The organism is Pseudoalteromonas agarivorans (assembly GCF_024518735.1).
In the GTDB taxonomy this organism is placed as follows: Bacteria; Pseudomonadota; Gammaproteobacteria; order Enterobacterales; family Alteromonadaceae; genus Pseudoalteromonas; species Pseudoalteromonas atlantica.
The window spans coordinates 73,070-93,538 of record NZ_JANIGJ010000001.1 but is presented as its reverse complement, the minus strand read 5'-3'; the positions used below and the strand labels follow the sequence as shown (position 1 = coordinate 93,538).

The 20,469-nt window shown below is 40.6% G+C and carries 18 protein-coding genes and 2 tRNA genes; 9 read left to right on the top strand and 11 right to left on the bottom strand.

All coding sequences use genetic code 11. The features are described from left to right. Window positions 1-140: 140 nt before the first annotated feature. Window positions 141-899, top strand: a complete 759-nt coding sequence (locus NQT65_RS00435) for a hypothetical protein (RefSeq protein WP_256850233.1) — start codon at window positions 141-143, stop codon at window positions 897-899. Window positions 900-1,143: 244 nt separating this feature from the next. On the opposite strand, the gene NQT65_RS00430 is transcribed toward NQT65_RS00435, so the two are convergent. Continuing rightward, a complete protein-coding gene (locus tag NQT65_RS00430; RefSeq protein ID WP_004589400.1) occupies window positions 1,144-2,436 on the bottom strand; it encodes an NCS2 family permease in 1,293 nt (430 codons plus the stop codon). A 117-nt stretch (window positions 2,437-2,553) separates the two neighbouring features. Here NQT65_RS00430 and NQT65_RS00425 point away from each other — a divergent pair, with 117 nt between their 5' ends. From NQT65_RS00425 to NQT65_RS00415, 3 genes are all read left to right on the top strand, one after another. Continuing rightward, entirely contained in the window at window positions 2,554-3,009 is a 456-nt protein-coding gene (locus tag NQT65_RS00425) for a tetratricopeptide repeat protein (RefSeq protein WP_256845215.1), read from the top strand. A 283-nt stretch (window positions 3,010-3,292) separates the two neighbouring features. Beyond that, window positions 3,293-3,727 carry a SulA-like leucine-rich domain-containing protein gene (locus NQT65_RS00420; protein WP_024032354.1) on the top strand — a complete coding sequence of 145 codons (435 nt, stop codon included), beginning with the start codon at window positions 3,293-3,295 and terminating at the stop codon, window positions 3,725-3,727. A gap of 42 nt (window positions 3,728-3,769) precedes the next feature. Next, window positions 3,770-4,249, top strand: a complete 480-nt coding sequence (locus NQT65_RS00415; RefSeq protein WP_256845216.1) for a YchJ family protein — start codon at window positions 3,770-3,772, stop codon at window positions 4,247-4,249. 128 nt (window positions 4,250-4,377) lie between these two features. Here the strand turns inward: NQT65_RS00415 and NQT65_RS00410 are convergent, their stop codons facing one another. Both NQT65_RS00410 and NQT65_RS00405 read right to left on the bottom strand, forming a co-directional pair. Beyond that, complete coding sequence (locus NQT65_RS00410; protein ID WP_004589192.1) at window positions 4,378-4,680, bottom strand: DUF6172 family protein; 303 nt, start codon at window positions 4,678-4,680, stop codon at window positions 4,378-4,380. A gap of 190 nt (window positions 4,681-4,870) precedes the next feature. Then, on the bottom strand, window positions 4,871-5,398 hold the full coding sequence (locus tag NQT65_RS00405; RefSeq protein WP_256850232.1) for a VC2046/SO_2500 family protein: 528 nt from the start codon (window positions 5,396-5,398) through the stop codon (window positions 4,871-4,873). Window positions 5,399-5,510: 112 nt separating this feature from the next. Between NQT65_RS00405 and NQT65_RS00400 the strand changes: the two genes are divergently transcribed. Then, window positions 5,511-5,595, top strand: a tRNA-Tyr gene (locus NQT65_RS00400). Window positions 5,596-5,643: 48 nt separating this feature from the next. Next, a tRNA-Tyr gene (locus NQT65_RS00395) sits at window positions 5,644-5,728 on the top strand. 63 nt (window positions 5,729-5,791) lie between these two features. Here NQT65_RS00395 and NQT65_RS00390 read toward each other — a convergent pair. After that, window positions 5,792-6,442, bottom strand: coding sequence for a M48 family metallopeptidase (locus NQT65_RS00390; protein ID WP_256850231.1), 651 nt, complete (start codon window positions 6,440-6,442; stop codon window positions 5,792-5,794). Window positions 6,443-6,751: 309 nt separating this feature from the next. Here NQT65_RS00390 and NQT65_RS00385 point away from each other — a divergent pair, with 309 nt between their 5' ends. After that, window positions 6,752-10,084, top strand: coding sequence for an MHYT domain-containing protein (locus NQT65_RS00385; protein WP_256850230.1), 3,333 nt, complete (start codon window positions 6,752-6,754; stop codon window positions 10,082-10,084). A 9-nt stretch (window positions 10,085-10,093) separates the two neighbouring features. Beyond that, the gene (locus NQT65_RS00380) at window positions 10,094-11,089 is read left to right on the top strand and encodes a response regulator (RefSeq protein WP_256850229.1); all 996 of its coding nucleotides are present in this window, start codon (window positions 10,094-10,096) and stop codon (window positions 11,087-11,089) included. Here the strand turns inward: NQT65_RS00380 and NQT65_RS00375 are convergent. Then, window positions 11,086-11,514 carry a VOC family protein gene (locus NQT65_RS00375; protein ID WP_256850228.1) on the bottom strand — a complete coding sequence of 143 codons (429 nt, stop codon included), beginning with the start codon at window positions 11,512-11,514 and terminating at the stop codon, window positions 11,086-11,088. The two genes, NQT65_RS00380 and NQT65_RS00375, sit on opposite strands and share 4 nt — an antisense overlap. Window position 11,515: 1 nt before the next feature. Next, window positions 11,516-12,172, bottom strand: coding sequence for an HD domain-containing protein (locus NQT65_RS00370; RefSeq protein ID WP_004589186.1), 657 nt, complete (start codon window positions 12,170-12,172; stop codon window positions 11,516-11,518). A 140-nt stretch (window positions 12,173-12,312) separates the two neighbouring features. Here NQT65_RS00370 and NQT65_RS00365 point away from each other — a divergent pair, with 140 nt between their 5' ends. Continuing rightward, window positions 12,313-13,503, top strand: a complete 1,191-nt coding sequence (locus NQT65_RS00365) for a class I SAM-dependent methyltransferase (RefSeq protein WP_121637668.1) — start codon at window positions 12,313-12,315, stop codon at window positions 13,501-13,503. A gap of 96 nt (window positions 13,504-13,599) precedes the next feature. On the opposite strand, the gene NQT65_RS00360 is transcribed toward NQT65_RS00365, so the two are convergent. From NQT65_RS00360 to NQT65_RS00340, 5 genes are all read right to left on the bottom strand, one after another. Continuing rightward, window positions 13,600-13,896 carry a PilZ domain-containing protein gene (locus NQT65_RS00360; RefSeq protein ID WP_138685908.1) on the bottom strand — a complete coding sequence of 99 codons (297 nt, stop codon included), beginning with the start codon at window positions 13,894-13,896 and terminating at the stop codon, window positions 13,600-13,602. 9 nt (window positions 13,897-13,905) lie between these two features. Then, complete coding sequence (locus tag NQT65_RS00355) at window positions 13,906-14,286, bottom strand: response regulator (RefSeq protein ID WP_126007544.1); 381 nt, start codon at window positions 14,284-14,286, stop codon at window positions 13,906-13,908. A gap of 74 nt (window positions 14,287-14,360) precedes the next feature. Beyond that, window positions 14,361-18,248, bottom strand: a complete 3,888-nt coding sequence (hrpA, locus tag NQT65_RS00350) for an ATP-dependent RNA helicase HrpA (RefSeq protein WP_256850227.1) — start codon at window positions 18,246-18,248, stop codon at window positions 14,361-14,363. A 95-nt stretch (window positions 18,249-18,343) separates the two neighbouring features. Continuing rightward, entirely contained in the window at window positions 18,344-19,378 is a 1,035-nt protein-coding gene (locus NQT65_RS00345; protein ID WP_256850226.1) for an isoaspartyl peptidase/L-asparaginase family protein, read from the bottom strand. A 241-nt stretch (window positions 19,379-19,619) separates the two neighbouring features. Continuing rightward, on the bottom strand, window positions 19,620-20,327 hold the full coding sequence (locus NQT65_RS00340) for a SapC family protein (protein ID WP_004589180.1): 708 nt from the start codon (window positions 20,325-20,327) through the stop codon (window positions 19,620-19,622). Between the last annotated feature and the right edge of the window lie 142 nt (window positions 20,328-20,469).

Below are 20,469 nucleotides of genomic sequence, written 5' to 3'. Positions count from 1 at the left end.
TTTATTCAGGTTCAACTTATAATACATTATTCTTATATCTAATTTTTAACATATTTTTAAGTTAATCAGCGCAAAGCTACCCTCAAAGCATATATTTGATGTAATATAAAAAAATAGATTATGAATCCGAGAATTAAGCCATGATCGTTTCGATTATAATTGTGCTTATAGTGGCACTGATAGTGATTGCACTGTGGGTAAGCGCTGTACAGCAGCATAAAGAAAAGCAAGAAATTGAACGTCGCAAAGAATTAACAAAACAAAAAGCGATAATTGAAGAAACCGAAGAAGCACTTATGAATAGCGCTAATATTCCGCTTTCTGAAAACATTATACGCGTTTTACAACGTAGATGTTACGAAGCACTAAACGCTATGGTGAACCATTCACCTAATTCTAAAGCATTAAAAAGCAGAATGAACGAAGCTAAAGAAAAGCTAAGTGGTGCAGTGCAAGGTAATAGCAGCGACAATTTATCGTTACCAAGTAACGATAAGCAGTTAGTCTCGTTAATTCAGGGCATAAAAAAGCTTAGAGTTATTATGCGCTCAGAGCACAGTAAAGGCCGTGTAGATAGCCAAATATTTGCAGCAGAAGATAAGCGCCTAGAAAAGTTACAACTTAGAATTAACATAGAAAGCCAAATTAAACGCGGTTTATCTGCTCGCTCAGCGAGCATGGTGGGCTCTGCCAGGCAATATTTTGAAAAAGCCTATGCCACACTTAGTGCCGTTTCCTATTCTGATGAATACGTAAACGCAAAACGCCAAGAAGTTGAAGCCTATTTAGAAGAAATAAGCACCGAACTAAAAGCATCAAATGCCACTGCCCTGAAGAAAAAAGCAGAAGCAGAGCAAGATGACTTAGACGTATTATTTGCACCTAAAAAGAAATGGTAATTTAAAATACCCAAAAGAAAGCCCATACATAGTGTATGGGCTTTTTTGTATCTGTTAAGCTATTTTTACCAATGGGTAAATACTAACGTATTTTGAGGCGCTAACTACGTTATAAACGCTCATTTACCACAACATAGATACGCAAGGTATAACAATGCAGTGGCAATGAGTGATAGCCACTAAATAATAAATGTTTACCCACCCTCAAACTAAGCCTCTTAGCTAAAAGAATGGGTATTCGCTATTACGATAAAAATGCAAACTTGATAATAAATAACGCTGTTAAAATCCACACGCTAATACTAACCTGATCGCGTTTACCACACAGTACTTTAACCGCAGTATACGATATAAAACCAAGAGCAATACCATGCGCAATAGAGAATGTAAGCGGCGTCATAAGTAGTACCACACTTACCGGAATTGCATCGCTCATGTCATCCCAGTTTACAAACTTAAGGTTTTGCAGCATTAATACCGCAACGTATAAAATAGCACCCGCTGTTGCATAAGCCGGCACCATTTGCGCAAGCGGCGCAAAAAACATCATTAGTAAAAAGCATATACCCACAACAACAGCTGTTAAGCCAGTACGCCCACCAACCGATACACCGGCTACAGACTCAATATAAGAAGTAGTGGTAGAAGTACCTAACATTGCACCTGCAATAGTAGCTGTACTATCTGCACTTAAAGCACGCCCTAAACGTGGCATATTGCCTTTTTCATCGGCTAAGCCTGCTTTTTGAGTTACCGCAACTAACGTGCCTGATGTATCAAATAAATCAACAAACAAAAACGCAAAAATTACACTCAGCATAGAAAGCTCAAAGGCCGCTGCAAAATCAAGTTGCATGAAGGTAGGTAAAATAGATGGTGGCATTGACATTACGCCGTGGTACTCAACTAAGTCGAGGCTTAACGCAATTCCCGTTACTAGCAAAATGCTAATAAGTACGCCGCTTTTTATATCACGATAAAGCAAAGCAGCAATGACAAAAAAGCTTAAAATAGCTAATAAAGGACCTGCCGATGTAATATCGCCAAGCTGTACTAATGTAGCTGGGCTTGAAACAATAATGCCTGCATTTTTAAGCGCAATTAACGCTAAAAACGCACCAATACCAGTGGCAATAGCCTGCTTTAAAACCAAAGGAATAGCATTAATTATCCACTCTCTGACCTTAAACAAACTTAATATTAAAAATATACAACCAGACATAAATACCGCACCTAATGCAGCTTGCCAGCTATAACCCATGCCCAGTACAACACCGTAAGTAAAAAATGCGTTTAAACCCATGCCCGGCGCAAGTGCTAAAGGGTAATTAGCCCACAATCCCATAATAAAACAGCCAATAGCAGCCGCAATACAGGTAGCAACAAATGCAGCACCTTGATCCATGCCTGCTTCCGCAAGCATTGCAGGGTTTACAAATACAATGTAAACCATAGTAATGAAAGTAGTGATTCCAGCAATGCTTTCGCGTCGCACATTGGAGTTATTTTCGCGGAGTTTAAATAGAGCTTCGAGCATAATAGACTTGTGATAGTAAAAAGTGACGTGATTTTACCATAAAATTAAGTATAAACAGGACATTTTACCTTGCGATATACTAAACTGTTGACGTAGAAACTATAAAAAAGAAAATATATGAATAAGACTCAGCCTAGCGGACAAGACTTAGAGCAGCAATTAAACAATATTTTAGATTTTGTAACACAGCCTACAAGCCACAGCGCTGAAAACAAGAGTGATGTAAGTGAGCAAACAACACTTAACAAAGCACTGTATTATTTAAAGCATAACCAAGCACCGTTGGCAGCTAAGTGGATGCGCCTTGCCGCAATGGCCGGAAATCATCGCGCCCAGTTTTATTTAGGGTTATTTTTTGTCAAAGGCCAAGGCGTACCAAAAAGCGTATTTCACGCAGCAGCATGGCTGAGTTTAGCCAGCAGCCAAGGCTATGAACCGGCAACCGCGGCTTTAGATGATTTAAGAAAATATATCGACACCAAACGTCTTAAAGACGCTCAATGCTATGCAGCCAGTTTGTATGAGCAAATCCACCAAATTCAGTTTACCCACTTAATCCCAAAAAATGACTAACTACTGTATAGCTAACAGCTAAGCACTGTAAAACACACTAAAATAACTGTATAGCCATCCCTTAAGTACTGTGTAGCGCTGCTACACTTTATACAGTACTGCAAACACCCTCAGCTTTCACTTACACGGTTTAAATTATAACTCACTGTTTTTAAAGTGTTATTTTTAATATTAACTATTCAAAACCATTAACTGTATAAAAAATAACAAAAAACGCTTGCACACAACAACTGTATAAACTACTGTATACATGTACTGTATATAAACCCAGTGAGTGAGACCTATGCTACAGCCAATTACCGTAAGAACCGTTAAAAGCTACCAACAACATGATGAAAGTGAGTCGGTAAACTTAATAAAAGTAGAAGATGAAATTTCTGCTACGTTTGAAATGCTAAAAGTGTTGCACCAATACAATAGCTCTAACGCGTGGACCTTACTGATTGCGCCCGACCATGTGCCAAGTAAAGCCTTGCTAGATAGCTGCTCTATAGATACCAGTAAACTGCTTGTAATAAGACAAAAGCATTTAGTAAATTTAGAGTATGTGCTTAATTCAGCACTTCATAATGGTAACTTTGCAGCCATTATTACGTGGACCGATATAGTAAGTGAGCAGCAGCTTGTTAATTTATCGCTTAATTTAAACAAAAGAAGCGCTAAGCTATTTTGCTTTACTAAAAAAACCAGCACTACAGCAATATCACTTACTCAATAAGCTTGGTAAAATACATTTTTAATTTATGTTAATTAGTATTTTATGAGTGTAACCAGTACTAGCGCTTGCTTATGCAACAGTCAGCTTAATTATGGCGACTGTTGCCAGCCTTATCATCTTGATATAAAAACCCCAGCCACACCTGAGCAACTAATGCGTTCGCGCTTTAGTGCTTATGCATTAAAAAATGCATCTTATGTATTTAAAACTTACGCCAAAGAAAAACAAGCACAAAACCCAGTAAATGAAATTGCTGACTTTGCCAATAGCTGCCGCTTTGTAAAATTAGTTGTGCGCGATACGCAGCAAAGTGATGAGCGAGGTTATGTTGCCTTTAACGCGTATTATTTTTACCAAAACTTATATTGTGAATTGGATGAGAAATCAGACTTTATAAAAGAGGACGGTGAATGGCGTTATTTAGAGGGTATTATTAATCCGGTCACCGATATAAAAGTTGCCAGAAACGACCCCTGCCCATGTGCAAGCGGTAAAAAATATAAAAAGTGTCACAGTGTATAAAATAAACTAAACACTTAGCATAAAATAGCTTTTTATTTAAGCGCTACTCTATACCACTAAACATGTTAATAACTGCCATAAACAAAAAATGGACCATCTAGGTCCATTTTCTACAATATTGCTATTGGTTATTCATCATCATCTAGATCGAACGATTCACGCTGCGCAGGTCTAGCTAAAATCTCAACATAGAATGAAGTAAGCGCCTGCTTTTCGATTTCGCTGATCTTGTTGTTAATTTCAGCTACGTGAACGACTTCGGCATCATCGGCACTTGTGCCAAACTTACAGTCAAACGCCCAGTAATCAGCTTCAACAGGTAGCGTTTTATTGCGCTCTCTTTTCAAATATTTTTTCACTTCATGCTTTGCAGCATCAACCATACGAGGGTATTTGATTTTCTCATGATTTAGCGTGAATGTTTTCTTCATTACGTTCCTAATTACCTTGATTTAATGATAATGGCACTCAAGTCATACCATTTGCAGCCATTATAGCAATTGCATTTAATTTGTGGATGCTTTTTTTAAACAAAAAAAGAATTGTTCTATTTTATTGCATAACCGGTTATTAAATATAAGGTGTTTTAGGCTTTTAAAACGCACAAGTGTTAAATTATTTTTATGCGTTAGCAACAAGCAATGGCTTATGTATAGCCTCATTAGTTAAATCGTCATAAAATGCTGCGGCGTCCATTTGTGGACTTGCAAGCGCCGTGTGCGTGTCATTTAAGCGCCTGCGTACTGATAGTTCACAATTATCGATTACTGTTAAAGGAATATGAAACTTGTCATCTCTAATCGCTAGTGGCTCAGGGTTTAAGCAGTGGCTTAATTTTATTGCTTTCATGCCTGCTTGCTCGCCTTGTTGAACAATCACCGACGCGTGCTCTTGCCCTATGGTCATATCAAATTTTTCGGGAGCTAATAATTGCTTTGGTCCAGCACCAAAGCGCTCCCTTAACTGTTCTTCGTCTACATAAGCACTATGCGTTTCACTCGTTGGCAAGTGAAATTGACTAAAATCCAGCGCATCGTGCGATAGCATCGCTAATAAAAGTGAAAATTCGCCTCTGCGATTTTCATGCACACTTTTATTTAGCCTGGTCTTTAGTTGACTCTCTGTGATTAACAAATCATCGATTTGCATAGTCTTTAGCCGATTATGATAACTGATAGATATTTATCGGCTTTATTTCAAATTTCTTTAGCTTTTTTCTTTACTTAAATACGCAGTTTGCTATTATCAGCGCCGTTGCATTGGAGGGGTTCCCGAGCGGCCAAAGGGATCAGACTGTAAATCTGACGGCTCAGCCTTCGCTGGTTCGAATCCAGCTCCCTCCACCACTTTTCTTACCGCTAAGTTAAGTGGGGCCAAATGTAACAAAATAGTGTGGAGGGGTTCCCGAGCGGCCAAAGGGATCAGACTGTAAATCTGACGGCTCAGCCTTCGCTGGTTCGAATCCAGCTCCCTCCACCACTTCTTATCTTCAGTATCCTTTTCTATACCTTTTTCATTACTATTTAAAACTTCATTTTTAGACTAATTATCAAATACCCACTGTAATGTTGCCCCGTGGTTTTTAAGCCATGCTGATGCAGATTTATAATCGGGATAAAAATTAGCTACGCGCTTCCAAAAAGCGCTGCTGTGGTTCAAATACTTTAAATGAGCCAATTCGTGCACAATAACATAATCAATTATATGATGAGGCGCCCCAACAAGGTTAAGGCTAAAGGTTAGCTCTCGCCGAGAATTACAACTCCCCCACTTACGTTTATAACTTCCAATCGTCAATTTAGTCGGTAATGCTTCTGACATCTGTTGGCAATAATAAGCTAAACGCATTTCAACGTAGTTTGTTAGCGTTTCTTCAAGGGCAAGGCAAAGTAACTGCTTGCGTTTTTCAGGCTGTTTTTTTACTCGATTAGAAGTGTAAATAGTAAATACGCTATCGGATTGCTGAACATGCGAGCGTGTCCCTTTTGCAAAAGTAATGGTATATGGCTTAGCAAAAATCATTATTTGCTGGTTTTTAAACGGGTGTTGTTGAGTATCAATGGCATTAAGTTGTTTATGTAATTGCGCAGTTACCCACTCTTTTTTACTAAACAGCCATTGTTCTATTTGTAGTTTTGGCACGTGTGTAGGCGCATAAACAGTAACTAATTTTTGGCTAACTTTTATTGCCACTGTTTTACGCCTTGCACTGCGTTTTAGCTGATACTCAAACAAGGTGTATGCTCTAAATATAAATAAAAGCGTATTATAAAGCCTTATTTAATCAATGCAGTTATTTAGCGATAAATAAATGGGCTCAGTGTTTATTATTATTTTTATTTACGCAAAATCACGTCTTATTAATAAAGCACGCTACGCATGTTAATATTTTAATGCTAAAAAGTAACCTCACTGATTTATAATATAAATTATTAGATTAACAGTTTATTTATATATTAAATCTATTAAACTAGTTCAATAAAGATACTAATTTGAGCCACTATGCTGTCTGCATTTTTTATAACCGACCACGATCCGAGCCTCATTATCAACGGTGCATATAACCCTATACTGGTTAGTTTATCGGTCATTACCGCTATTTTTGCTGCCTTTTTTACGCTTTGGTTAGTTGATGTAGCTAAGCAAACAAAGTTCGAAAACTATAAACGCTTAGCTAATGTAACCGGTGCCACTGTTTTATCGGCCGGTATTTGGAGCATGCATTTTATAGGTATGTTGGCCTTTTCGCTATGCACAAACATTAGCTATGATCCACTCATTACCATGTTGTCTTTTTTACCGGCGTTTATTGCATGTCAGTACGCTTTTTCGATTTTAGTAAAATCGCAAGGGTCATATAAAAACCTTATTATTTGCTCTATTTTACTAGGCTCAGGCATTGGTACAATGCACTACAGCGGCATGGCAGCAATGGAGCTGGCCCCGTTACTACGTTACGATGCAATCATGTTTGCTTTATCAATTGTGGTCGCTGTTGGTTTATCGTTTATAGCACTTTTTACGCGTTATCATTTAACGCGTTTGCTACCTAATTTATCACAACTGCAAGCGCGCGCTATTACCGCTGTTATTTTAGGCTCAGCGGTGGCAGGTATGCACTATATGGGTATGGCCGCTACCCGCTTTGTTGCAACCACACCGCTTTTACCCGATTATCAAGAGTCAACCACTGAACTTGCTTTTGTGGCTATTGCCGTAGCTACCGCGACTGTTGCTATGACCTGTGTTATTGCAGTTATAAATGGCATGGTTAGATACCGCTTACTGCTTGAGGAAAAATCGGCGGATGAATCTCGACTAAATGCTATTTTAGGCACTGCTATTGATGGCATTGTGACTATAGATCACACCGGCATTATTTTGAGCTTTAACGAAGCTGCCAGCAAAATTTTTGGTTGGCGAGAAAATGAAGTCCAAGGTCATAATGTAAAAATGCTGATGGCCGATGAAATCGCTCGCCACCATGATGGCTATTTGTCTCACGCCAAAAATGTAGATCTAGGTAAAGTAATTGGTATAAATAGGGATGTGTCTGCCAAACACAAAGATGGCCACCTTTTTCCTATTCGCTTAGGTATAGGGGAAGTTAATCAGCCCGGCCATATGCCGTTATATGTTGGCTTTATCACCGATTTAACCGAACAACGCGCTATGCAGCAAAGCCTTATTGAAAAAGAGCAAAAGTACCGCTCTTTAATGGATAATATGCCTGGCGCTGCTTTTCGCTGTAAGTACGACGAAAACTGGAGCATGTTATTTATCAGCCCAACAGTGGCTGAACTAACAGGGTACACGCCAGAAGAGTTCACAGAAAGCTGCATAGAACTTAACGACCTTATTTTGAAAACAGATCAGCCAACGGTAAACGAAGCCGTAGCGCAAGCCATGACCTCAAGTTTAAAGTACTCGGTAGAGTATCGTATTCGCCACCGTAACGGCAAAGTTGCCTGGGTATTAGACAAAGGCAGTATTACCCTTGATAAAGATAATAACCCGCAATGGATAGATGGGGTATTGGTTGATATTACCGAGCAAAAAGAATACGAAGACAAACTTGAGCAGGCAAAATTGCAAGCTGAAGAAGCAGCGCACGCTAAGCAATCTTTTATGGCTAATATGAGCCATGAGATCCGCACGCCGATGAATTCTATTATCGGTTTTAGCGACCTACTGATGGACACTCCGCTAAACCAAGAACAGCAAAAACACTTGGTTACAGTTAATAATGCGGCGCGTTCATTATTAAGGTTACTTAACGAAGTGCTTGATACCGCAAAACTTGAGCGCGGAAAGCTAACTATTGAACCCGTTCACTTTAGTTTAAAACAAGTACTCGATAGTATTATTTCGACATTTTGGCTTGAAGCAAAAAAGAAAGACTTGCGTTTAAAGTTGAATATTAAAGACTCTGTTGCCACAACTTACTATGGCGACCCAGATAGGTTAAGGCAAATTTTAACTAACCTCATCGGTAACGCCATTAAATTTACCGAACAAGGTTCGGTTGAGCTCACTGTAAGTACTACGCAAACTGATCAGCTCTTTTTTGAAGTGCAAGATACCGGCATAGGTATTGCCAAAGACCGTGTTAAAGCTATATTTCAGCCGTTTGTTCAGGCCGATGGCACCACTACTCGTCGCTTTGGCGGTACAGGCCTTGGAACAACCATTAGTAAACAATTAGTAGAGCTGATGGGCGGCACTATAAACCTAGTCAGTGAAGAAAACAAAGGTAGCTGCTTTTACTTCTCTTTACCGCTTAAACAAGGCGATTCAGAAAAAATAGACCATTTCGATGGCCTGCACACTCAATTACCATCGCTAAGGGTACTTGTGGTGGATGATATTGAGCAAAACACCGAGCTGCTTTCGTTATTACTTTCTAAAGATCAACATTTGGTAAGCAAAGCAAGCAACGGTTTAGAGGCTATTGCAATATTCGAGAAGCAAGATTTTGATGTCATCTTAATGGATATTCATATGCCTGAGTGTGATGGCATAGAAGCAACCACAAAAATTAGAGCCATAGAAAAGCAAAGGCAGCTTAAATTTACCCCCATTATTGCGCTAACGGCAAGCGTTCTACAGCAAGATAAACTCACAGCTAAACGTGCCGGCATGAACGGCTTTGCTAATAAGCCGATAGATATAAATCAGCTTAACCAAGAAATTGCCCAGGTGCTTGGCTTAGGTATTGCTAAAGATATGGTTATTAGCCAATCAGACCCTGAGGCTAAACACATCGACTTTGAAAAAGGTGTGATGCTTTGGGGCAATAAATGCAAACAGTTAACCGAAATTGCCAAATTTATAAATGACAGCAATAAACGATTTGATATTTTATTTAACAGTAAGTTATCTGAGATTAAAGACGCCAATAGCCTGATACATACCCTTAAAGGGGTCGCCGGTAATTTAGGCCTAACAACATTAATGACTTTATTAGCCAATTTAGAGCGTGAGCAAACTTCTGAGCAATCTAAAGCGTTAGTAACACAAATAAAAGACGAGTTAGAGACAATAACGCAATTAATATCAGGCGATGAGTGCGCACAAATCACGCCTGCTGAGAGTGAAAATACTGAGCAAAAAAGCACGCTAAACGCGGCTGAATTAAAGTCACTGTGTGAAACGCTACACCATGAAGCGCAAAGCGCCGAGCTCAACGATGATTTGCTTGCGCAGCTTGAAAATAACGCCCCTGCACACTTACAAACTCAAATAAATGAGGTTGTAAACGCATTTGATGAATTTGACTTTGATCAGGCGCAACACGTGCTAGACGGTCTAATTAAAGAGTTTACCCAAGAATGAGAATATTGAATGGATTTTAGCAACGACAAACCACGTATATTAATCGTTGACGATGAACCTGCTAACTTAAAAGTCATGCGAGAAGTATTAGGTAATCAATACCGTATGTCTTTTGCTAAATCGGGCGCTGCAGCACTTGCGCTACTTGAAAAAGAACAGCCTAAACTTATATTACTCGATATCATGATGCCCGATATGAATGGCTTTGAGGTCTGCGAAATACTTAAAAGCACACCAGCGCTTTCGCATATCCCAATTATTTTTGTAACGGCTTTGGGTGATGAAAGCGATGAGTTTAAAGGCTTTGAACTCGGCGCTGTTGATTACATTACTAAACCTATTAGCCCCGCGATTGTGCGCGCACGTGTTAAAACGCATTTATCGCTTGTACAAGCCGAGCAATTAAAGCAAGCCCATGTTGATTTAGTACATCGGTTAGGCCGCGCTGCAGAGTATAAAGACACAGACACTGGCGAGCACATTGCTAGGATGAGCCAATACAGTAAATTATTAGCATTAGAATTTGGCATGGGTGAGCAACAAGCAGAGCTACTTCGCCAAGCAGCCCCTATGCACGATGTAGGTAAAATAGGTATTCCGGATGCTATTTTATTAAAGCCTGGGCGATTAACCCCTGACGAATTTGCCCACATGAAACAGCATGCGGCTATTGGCGCGCAAATTTTAGCAAATTCCTCATCACCGCTATTACAACTTGCCCACAAACTGGCTATAGAGCACCACGAAAAGTGGGATGGCAGTGGCTACCCTAATGGTTTAAAAGGCGAACAAATATCGGTTGAAGGGCGTATTGTGGCTATTGCAGATGTATTTGATGCCCTTACCTCTAAACGCCCGTATAAAGAGGCTTGGGGTGTAGAAGAGGCGCTTGAGCATATGCAAGCACAAGCGGGTAAACACTTTGACCCCCACCTCATCAATTTATTTGTAAATAAGCTCGATGCTATAATCGCAATTAAAAACGCATATCAAGAGCAAAACTAAGTATTGCGCGTACGTGAGCCTAGTTTTACATCACCATATACCGCTTTTATGTGCGGGTAGTCATGAGAGGTTATTTCGTGGCTATTCCCACTGTTATCTTTAAAATAAAGCGAAAACGTTACACTGTGATCGGCCAGTACAGTTTTTATGTTTAAGCCATTTAAATAATCAACCCAACCAATAAACTGTGCACCGGTGGCTGCAAACGCAATACCTTTGCTTCGCCCTTGTCCTTCAAATAACGCTAAACGCGTTGTTTTTGCGCTATCTTCAAGTGTGAGTGGCCCCTTGCCATTTTCATCCCAAAAGGCAAGCTCTTCAACTACGCTAAAGCCTAGTACCTGCTTGTACCACTTTAGCGCTTCTGGGATGTTTTCAACATTAAGGTGGCAATGATCAATGCCCGATAATAACGGAGCGCTCATATTATTGACCAATTTCTGATTTTAGCTGCTCTAAAAACGCATACATATACTCTGTGCGTCGCTCTGCCTCGGCTTTAGCTGAGGGCGTATTCATGCTCTTAGCAATATGAAGCAATTTAATAAAAAAATGATCAAGGGTATAGGTTTTATCATCTGCTTCGCGGTTAACACAAAATGGGTCATCAGGGTTATACAGTAAGCGGCTAATAGAGCCCCCTACTTTCATACAACGGCTAACGCCTATTGCACCGAGTGCGTCCATTCTATCGGCATCTTGCACGATTTGCGCTTCTACAGTTTTAACCGCTATATTGGCGCTAAAGCTATGGGCAGCGATAGCATGATGAATATCATCAAACAAACATGCGTCGTAGTTAATTGATTTTAAAAACGCAATGGCTTTATCTGCCGCCATAGTAGATGCTTTTGCTCTATCAGGGTGGTTTTTCGCCACCGCAACACAATCGTGCATCCACGCCGCTGGCAAAACAATATTCATATTGGCTTGCTCGGCGTGACATAATTGAATGGCAACACGCACTACGCGTTCAATATGCGTTATGTCGTGTGCTACATCGGCATGTATTAACGAAGTAATAAATGAGCGACATTGAGAATCAAGCTGTTGTAACTCAGGGCTTAAAGCAGTGTTGGCCACAGTGATGTTCCAAAAAACTAATTTATATGAGAATTATCCGTACTTTAACGTGCTTTACACCTCCCTTGCAAAACATTCATTGTATGTTGCCCTATGCTTGACTAAAATACAGCGCTTATTTATTACAACTGAGAAGCCTTATGTCATCTGCCGTTTACCTACAAGCTGGTCGCGAAAAATCATTAAAAAGAAAACACCCTTGGTTATTTTCAAAAGCCATCAAAAAAATTAAAGGTAAACCAGGCCTAGGTGACACGGTCACCATTCACGACAGCGAAGGTAAATTTTTAGCCACCGCAGCTTATAGCCCTCACTCACAAATAAGAGCGCGTGTGTGGAGCTTTGATGAAAAAGAAGTAATAGACCAACACTTTTTTGAGCGTCGCTTACGCCGAGCTTTAGATGCTCGCGAGCATGCAATAGCCGAAGGCGGTTTAACTGGCTTTAGGTTGTGTGCTGCTGAGTCTGACTACTTGCCAGGTGTAACCATTGATAAGTTTGATAACACCTTAGTTTGCCAATTACTAAGTGCCGGCGCTGAGCGCCATAAAGGTGAAATTGTAGGCGCGTTAATGGCTATTTTTCCTGGCGCGAATATTTATGAGCGCTCAGATGTAGACGTGCGCACCAAAGAAGGCTTAGAACCTATTAAAGGTGTACTGTGGGGCAACGAACCTTCAGAGCCGGTGGTTATTGAAGAAAATGGCTTAAAGCTTGAAGTAGACATTTTAGAAGGTCATAAAACAGGCTTTTACCTGGATCAGCGTGATAGCCGCGCAGCACTTGAGCGCTTTTCAAAAGATAAAACCGTATTAAATTGCTTTAGCTACACAGGTACTTTCTCACTTTACGCACTACGTGGTGGCTGTAAACACGTCACTAATGTTGATGTATCACAACCAGCACTGGATACCGCTAAGCGTAACGTAGAGCACAATAACTTAGATTTAAATAAAGTCGATTTTGTAAAACAAGATGTGTTTAAGCTATTACGCCAATACCGTGAGGAAGGCAAACAGTTTGACACTATTGTGATGGACCCACCAAAATTTGCAGACAACAAAGCGCAGCTAACCGGTGCGTGTCGTGGTTATAAAGATATAAACATGATTGCTATGCAAATATTAAAACCAGGCGGTACATTACTTACCTTCTCGTGCTCTGGATTAATGGAGCAAAACTTGTTTCAAAAAGTGGTAGCAGACGCTGCGCTAGATGCAGGTAAAGAGCTATTGATTATGGAGCGTTTAAATCAAGCGGCCGATCACCCTATTGCTGGCAGTTACCCTGAAGGCTTTTACTTAAAAGGCTTGATTTGTAAGGTTTACTAAAAATTATTGTTATTACCTACAAGGACGTAGGTAATAAAATCGAACGTTATTTTACACCCGCAATAGCAAAAGCCAGCGGCTTGGTGTTTATTCAATTTAATTAAACTGAACTATTTCTAATCCTGCGGTAATGGTGCCATCGTCTTCTTTGCTAGCACGTATAACTTTAGCCGTTGCATTTAAAGACGCAATACTTGGGTGAGTCGACTCTATATTAACCTGTAGCAAAGTATCGAGCTCAAGCAAGTCATCTAAATGAAGTGATAACCCAGTGGCACTTAAATCAACACATTCTGCGGTATAATTTAGCCCAGCAACAGGCTCTATTGTTGTTAATCGCGCAGGGGTATTAACCTGCATACGTCTAAAATTGCGCTTATCTTCAGTAAACATGCATCACCTTTAAACAACCGTGTTTATTTGCTCAAATAAAGTACCCATCGAAAACGGTTTTACTACATAGGCATCACACCCTGCATCAAAGCCAGCTTGCTTTTCCGAGGGCGACTCTAAGCCCGAAACCATAACAACAGGTATATTTTTAGTCTCAGGCGTGTGCTTAAGCATCCGACATGTATCATACCCATCGAGGCCAGGCATACATACATCAAGCAAAATAATATCCGGCGGGTTAGCAATGGCAGACGCCAAACAGCTTTCCCCCGAGTCAGCATAACTAACATCAAATTTTGAGGTCAGGGCAGATTTAAGCATTTCATAATTAAAATACTCGTCATCTACAACTAACAATCGCTTAATCTTATGTTCAACCGATGAGGACATAGGTATGTCGCTTCCTTCTCAACCAAAAATAAATCCTTCTATTAAGGTACTAAGCTTAATAGAAAATGCAAGTTTTATTCTATCTCTTTTATCGCATTCATAACGCGTTTTGCAGAAATAGGATATGGGGTACCTAAGGTTTGCGCAAACAGTGACACTCTAAGCTCCTGCTGCATCCAAAAAATAGCGTTTACCTGTTGCGGAATAGGCAAGCCTTTTGGAATTTTATTTACGAGCTTTTTGTACTCTTGCGCTACTTTTTCAAGTTCTAAAACACACAGTCTATCGCGGTTAGGATCAACAGGCAGTTTTTCTAAACGTTTTTGAATCGCTTTTAAATAACGAATTAGGTCGGGCATTTTATTCGCACCGTGAGCGCTCACAAACCCTTTGAAGATAAGTGACTCAAGCTGCGATTTTATATCGCCATGGGCAGTTATCATAGTTAAATCGACACGCCCTTTCATTTTTTTATGTAACGCATGAGCAATGCTTAAAACTTGTTCAACCTGGGTGGCAATTTCTACCACAGCATCGCCTAGTTCGCCCCTAATTTGCTCTTTAACTTTATCAAAAGCGTTTTCATCGCGTATATCGCCATGCTTTATTAATAAGCTGTCTACGCCGGCGGCAATACAATCATCAATTAAATCTGCAATTTTCCCAAACGGATTAAAGTACAAGCCCAGTTTGGCTTTATTAGGTAAGTTTTGCTGAAGGTACTTTATTGGCGACGGCACATTTAACAATACTAAACGACGTAAACCTTGCTGATGCGCTTGCTGGGCTTTTTCTTCACTATCAAAGAGCTCAATTGCCGCTGTGGATTTTTTATCTACCAGCGCTGGGTAAGCTTTTATTTCGTATTGGCCTTGCTTTTTAACGTACGAGGCAGGCAAAGCGCCAAAGTCCCATTGTGTTAAATCGGCTTTTTCAATGCCTTTATCGGCCACCTTTGATAGCGTATCGGTTACTTTGCCTTGCAGCTGTGCTTTTAGTTTTGCTAAATCTAGTCCGCGTGCAAGCAATTTATCGTGCTCATCACGCACCTCAAACTGCAATCTTAAATGAGGCGCCAGTGCGTTTAAATCCCACGCTTCTATATCTACTTTTACGCCTGTCATTCTTAGTAAGCGTGTAGTAAGTGCATCAAGTAAGCTGCCTTGCATAGGCTCAATGGCTGCCAGTACAGCATCAGCGTAATTGGGGGCAGGTACAAAGTTACGACGTAACGACTTAGGTAACGATTTAATTAAACCACTTATTAGCTCATGCCTAAAGGCAGGTATATGCCAATCAAACCCGGTTTCTTGCACTTGGTTTAAAAGTGCTACCGGTATTTGTACAGCCACCCCATCAACAGCTTGTCCTGGATCAAAATGATAGCTCAGCGGCAAAATAATATTATCTTGCTGCCATGTATCAGGGTAATCAAACTCAGTAATATTACTTGCACCGTGCTGCATAAGCTCTTCACGGGTCATGTATAGGTAGCGTTTGTCTTTTTGCTTTTGAGTTTTATACCACTTAATAAAGGCTGCACGGTTGTTGATTTCTTTAGGTATTTTTTTATCGTAAAATTCAAATAACGTTTGCTCATCAACCAAAATATCGCGACGTCGCGATTTATGCTCAAGTACCTGAATATCTTCTATTAGCTCGCGGTTGTACGCTAAAAACTGCTCATTTAAGCCAAGCTCTTGCTCTACAAGGGCGGTGCGTACAAACAGCTCACGGCTAACTTTAGGGTCTATATTGCTATACACACAGCGGCGTTTATTAACCACCAATAAGCCGTACAAGGTTTGTTGCTCGAACGCGATAACAGCGCCTGGTTTTTTCTCCCAATGCGGCTCAGAATAGCTTCGTTTTACTAAGTGCTGTGCAAGGGGCTCTACCCAATTAATATCTATTTTGGCATTAATGCGTGCGTATAGTTTACTGGTCTCTACCAGCTCTGCCGACATAATCCATTTGGGGCTCTTTTTAAATAATCCAGAACCCGGAAAAATATGAAACTGGCTATTGCGAGCGCCTTTATATATTTGCTTTTCGTCTTTAAAGCCTATGTGACTTAACATGCCGCTCAGTAACGCTTTGTGAATTAGCTCAGAGTCAGCCACTTGCGTGGTGGCTTTAATTTTCATTTCGTTGCACACAGTGCTTATTTGATAAACAATGTCTTGCCACTCACGAATACGCATATAAGCTAAAAAGTCTTTTTGGCACAACTTTCTAAACTGGCTATTTGTCAGCTCACTTTGCTGCTCTTCTAGGTAATTCCAAAGATTTAAAAAAGCAATAAAATCCGAGTCAGGGTCATCAAAGCGGCTGTGCTTTTCGTTCGCTGCTGCGCGTTTTTCTTGCGGGCGCTCTCGGGGGTCTTGAATCGACAGCGCTGCCACAATAATAATAACTTCTCGTAGTGCACCGAGCTTATTAGCCGTCAACACCATTTTAGCTAAGCGCGGGTCGACCGGTAAGCGGCTAAGCTCACGCCCTGATTGCGTTAAACTCGTTTGATGGCGCTTTTTACTCGGCTTAATCGCCTGAAGTTCTTCAAGTAGGGTTAAACCATCATTAATATTGCGACTATCTGGCGCTTGTACAAACGGAAACTCGCTCATATCGCCAAGCCCTAATGCCAACATTTGCAAAATAACAGATGCTAAATTAGTGCGCAGTATTTCTGGGTCTGTAAATTCAGGGCGAGATATAAAGTCATCTTGCGAGTATAAACGTATACAAATACCCGCTTCAACACGGCCACAGCGTCCCATACGTTGGTTCGCACTTGCCTGAGAAATAGGCTCAATAGGTAAACGCTGTACTTTAGTACGATAGCTGTAACGGCTAATACGCGCTGTACCTGGGTCTATTACATAGCGAATACCCGGCACCGTTAATGAGGTTTCGGCCACGTTGGTTGATAAAATAATATGGCGGCGCGAATGCGGGGCAAATATACGATTTTGCTCTGCGTTAGATAAGCGCGAGTAAAGTGGTAATACGTCGGTGTGTTTTAAATTACGTTTAGAGAGCGCCTCTGCGGTATCGCGAATTTCGCGCTCGCCATTTAAAAATATGAGAATGTCCCCGGGCCCTTCAGCGCACAGCTCATCTACCGCATCAAAAATACCTTGCAGTTGGTCGCCTTCGGCTTCCATAGCGTCTTTATTTATATCGCTTATAGGGTTATAGCGCACCTCAACGGGGAATGTACGTCCCGACACTTCAATAATTGGCGCATCATCAAAGTGCTTTGAAAAACGTTCAGGATCAATGGTCGCCGAGGTAATAATAACTTTTAAGTCGGGGCGCTTTGGCAGTAAGTTTTTTAAATACCCTAAAATAAAATCGATATTTAAGCTGCGCTCATGGGCTTCATCAATAATGATGGTGTCGTACTGATTTAAAAAGCGGTCTTGTTGTATTTCGGCGAGCAAAATACCGTCGGTCATCAGTTTTACATACGTATTAGTAGAAACCTGATCACTAAAGCGTATTTTAAAACCGATTTGTTGGCCAAGCTCACATTTCATTTCCTCAGCAATACGGTTAGCTACACTGCGCGCGGCTAAACGTCTTGGCTGGGTATGGCCAATAAAGCCATCAACCCCACGGCCAAGCTCTAAACACATTTTTGGTATTTGTGTGGTTTTACCTGAGCCTGTTTCACCGGCAATAATCACCACTTGATTATTCGCAATGGCGTCTTTAATGACGTCCTTTTTTTGACTTACCGGTAATTGCTCAGGGTACGTTACAGCGGGCAGCTCAGCTAAACGTTTTTCACGTAGCTGCTGGCTGCGGGTAATATCAGCCGCTATTTTTTCAAGGGCATTGGCCTGCTTAGTCTCGTCTTGTATTTTTTTTACGCCATGTAAGCGTTTTTTAAATATAAACTGATCTTTTTTTAAGCACGTTTTAAGCTCGCCAAACAACTGACCTAGGTTTACCACCCGCACACCTTATAAATTTAATAAATGAGGGCTAATAGTATCAAAATAAACGCGCAGCGTTAATCCTACAATCCCTATAAGGCTTATATATCACGCTATTGGTTTTTAAAAATTCCCACAAAGGTTGCTTGCGTGTTCGATTTGCTCGCTCGGTACATGCCCGAGGTATTAAATGGCATACTAATATGACCTTTAGCATCCACAATAATAACCCCACCTGTACCACCTATAGGCGCAAGTACTTGGTTAATAACCTCATCCCCAGCTTGTTCAATGGTTTTATTTTGATATTTAACGCGTGCGCAAATATCACTGGCAACACTGTAACGAATAAAATACTCGCCGTGACCGGTGGCCGACACCGCACACGAATCGTTTTCAGCAAATGTACCCGCGCCAATAACAGGGGAATCGCCAATGCGGCCAAAGCGTTTTGCGGTCATGCCACCTGTAGATGTACCTGCGGCTAAATTGCCGTTTTTATCAAGTGCCACTGCGCCTACGGTGCCCATTTTATAATTTGTTGGCAGGGCCTTATGCGCAGCTTGGTAGTTTTTGCTGGTTGCTTTTTCTTTTTCTAATTTTTGCTTTGCTTTTAAAAGTGCTTCATAACGGTGCTTAGTATCAAATATATTATTTTCTATCAGCGCTACGCCCTGCTCTTTTGCAAATTCTTCAGCGCCTTGACCACTAAGCATTACGTGTACTGAGTTATCCATTACTAAGCGGGCTAATTGAATTGGGCTTTCTATGTGCTTTACGCCAGCGACCGCACCCGCTTGACGGTTTCGCCCATCCATTATTGAGGCATCAAGTTCATGGCTGCCATCATAGGTGTACACTGCACCGCGCCCAGCATTAAAGTAAGGCGACTGCTCTAATACTTCAATAGCAGTGGTGATTGCATCTAAACTTTCGCCGCCCTTTTCAAGTACAGTGTAACCCGCTTCAACAGCTTCGGCTAGTTTTGCTCGGTAGGCTTTTTCTTGCTCTGGGGTAAATTTTGCTTTTTCAATTGTGCCTGCTCCACCATGAATCGCTATAGCAAACGGAGCTTTTTCACTTAATGCTTGCGTGCTTAGTGTTAAGCAGCCGCTGGCTAAAACTGACAATAAGAATGTTTTTTTCATAGTGCGCTCTTTTTTAAATTTAGTATTGAATTTACTTTGAATGGTTACACGTATTTTTTCAACTAATATCAACGGTATTAAGTTAGCACTTTATTTAAGCACTTAATAAACAGCCTAATAATAATGCGAAATACGAGGGTGTGATTTTCCCCTCTGGCTTATTTTTAAAAATTGGCATAGGGTAAGTTTAATGGCACAAAAAAAGCGCCATCAGGCGCTTTTTAGCTAAACGTGTATGTAATTACGCGTCTTGCTTAGCTTTTAAACGTGCTAAACGTGCTACTTGGTGAGTAGATGTTAAGAACGAATAAATAGGTGCTAAGTAACCGCGCTTACGAAGCTCTAAAAACTCTTCATCGCTAAGCGAGTTAAGTTTTTTCTCATCGATAAGGTAAATACCGTTGATGTCTTTTTTCTCGCCTTTAATGTCTACAGTTAGCGTTTGCGCTACTAGTAGCTCTTTATCAGCTAAGTATTTAGTGAATGCCTCTGTTACTTGAGAAAACTCAATGAAAGACACTAAAGACTCTTTACGACGCTTTAAGTAGTCAGTTTCTTCACCGTTTTCAAATAATGCGTTGCCTTCTTCTTCACCTACAAGTGAGCTTGCTTCGTCAATCACAATACCGTACTGATCTTGCTCAGGGTGCTTTACTAGACCTAATGGGTAACGCGTTGATGCCATAGGCGCAAAAGCTGCTGTCCATTTACCATCTTCTACAAACAGGTTTTCGCCTGGCTCTAGGCCAAACATTGCAACTGCTTGGAAAGTACCGCTTTCGTTGTTTTTAACAAAAGACATTGGGAATTCATTTGCTACGCGTGCAAACTCATGTGCAACTACTGGCACTAAATGTTGAGTTTTCATAAATTCAACGTTGATGCCGTTTTGAATTTTAGTGTTGGCATGCTTTTCGTTGTGTAAAGGCTGTACTTGTTGCTCCGCCATGTTACTGCTCCGTTTATTTTTAATATATATATTTCATTGTTAATGCCTTTAGGCTAATGCTTTTGAACGAAAAAAGGAAGGGAAAGTTTTATGACAACCGTCATGAAAAAATAAAGTTTAACTAAATCTGGGCGTTGCTAAA

Coding starts and splice junctions, on each gene's coding strand:
- NQT65_RS00365 (WP_121637668.1), top strand. CDS start 12,313: ATGTCATCTGCCGTTTACCTACAAGCTGGTCGCGAAAAATCATTAAAA.
- NQT65_RS00340 (WP_004589180.1), bottom strand. CDS start 20,327: ATGGCGGAGCAACAAGTACAGCCTTTACACAACGAAAAGCATGCCAAC.
- NQT65_RS00355 (WP_126007544.1), bottom strand. CDS start 14,286: ATGTCCTCATCGGTTGAACATAAGATTAAGCGATTGTTAGTTGTAGAT.
- NQT65_RS00385 (WP_256850230.1), top strand. CDS start 6,752: ATGCTGTCTGCATTTTTTATAACCGACCACGATCCGAGCCTCATTATC.
- NQT65_RS00380 (WP_256850229.1), top strand. CDS start 10,094: ATGGATTTTAGCAACGACAAACCACGTATATTAATCGTTGACGATGAA.
- NQT65_RS00345 (WP_256850226.1), bottom strand. CDS start 19,378: ATGAAAAAAACATTCTTATTGTCAGTTTTAGCCAGCGGCTGCTTAACA.
- NQT65_RS00405 (WP_256850232.1), bottom strand. CDS start 5,398: ATGCAAATCGATGATTTGTTAATCACAGAGAGTCAACTAAAGACCAGG.
- NQT65_RS00415 (WP_256845216.1), top strand. CDS start 3,770: ATGAGTGTAACCAGTACTAGCGCTTGCTTATGCAACAGTCAGCTTAAT.
- NQT65_RS00425 (WP_256845215.1), top strand. CDS start 2,554: ATGAATAAGACTCAGCCTAGCGGACAAGACTTAGAGCAGCAATTAAAC.
- NQT65_RS00435 (WP_256850233.1), top strand. CDS start 141: ATGATCGTTTCGATTATAATTGTGCTTATAGTGGCACTGATAGTGATT.
- NQT65_RS00360 (WP_138685908.1), bottom strand. CDS start 13,896: ATGTTTACTGAAGATAAGCGCAATTTTAGACGTATGCAGGTTAATACC.
- NQT65_RS00410 (WP_004589192.1), bottom strand. CDS start 4,680: ATGAAGAAAACATTCACGCTAAATCATGAGAAAATCAAATACCCTCGT.
- NQT65_RS00375 (WP_256850228.1), bottom strand. CDS start 11,514: ATGAGCGCTCCGTTATTATCGGGCATTGATCATTGCCACCTTAATGTT.
- NQT65_RS00430 (WP_004589400.1), bottom strand. CDS start 2,436: ATGCTCGAAGCTCTATTTAAACTCCGCGAAAATAACTCCAATGTGCGA.
- NQT65_RS00420 (WP_024032354.1), top strand. CDS start 3,293: ATGCTACAGCCAATTACCGTAAGAACCGTTAAAAGCTACCAACAACAT.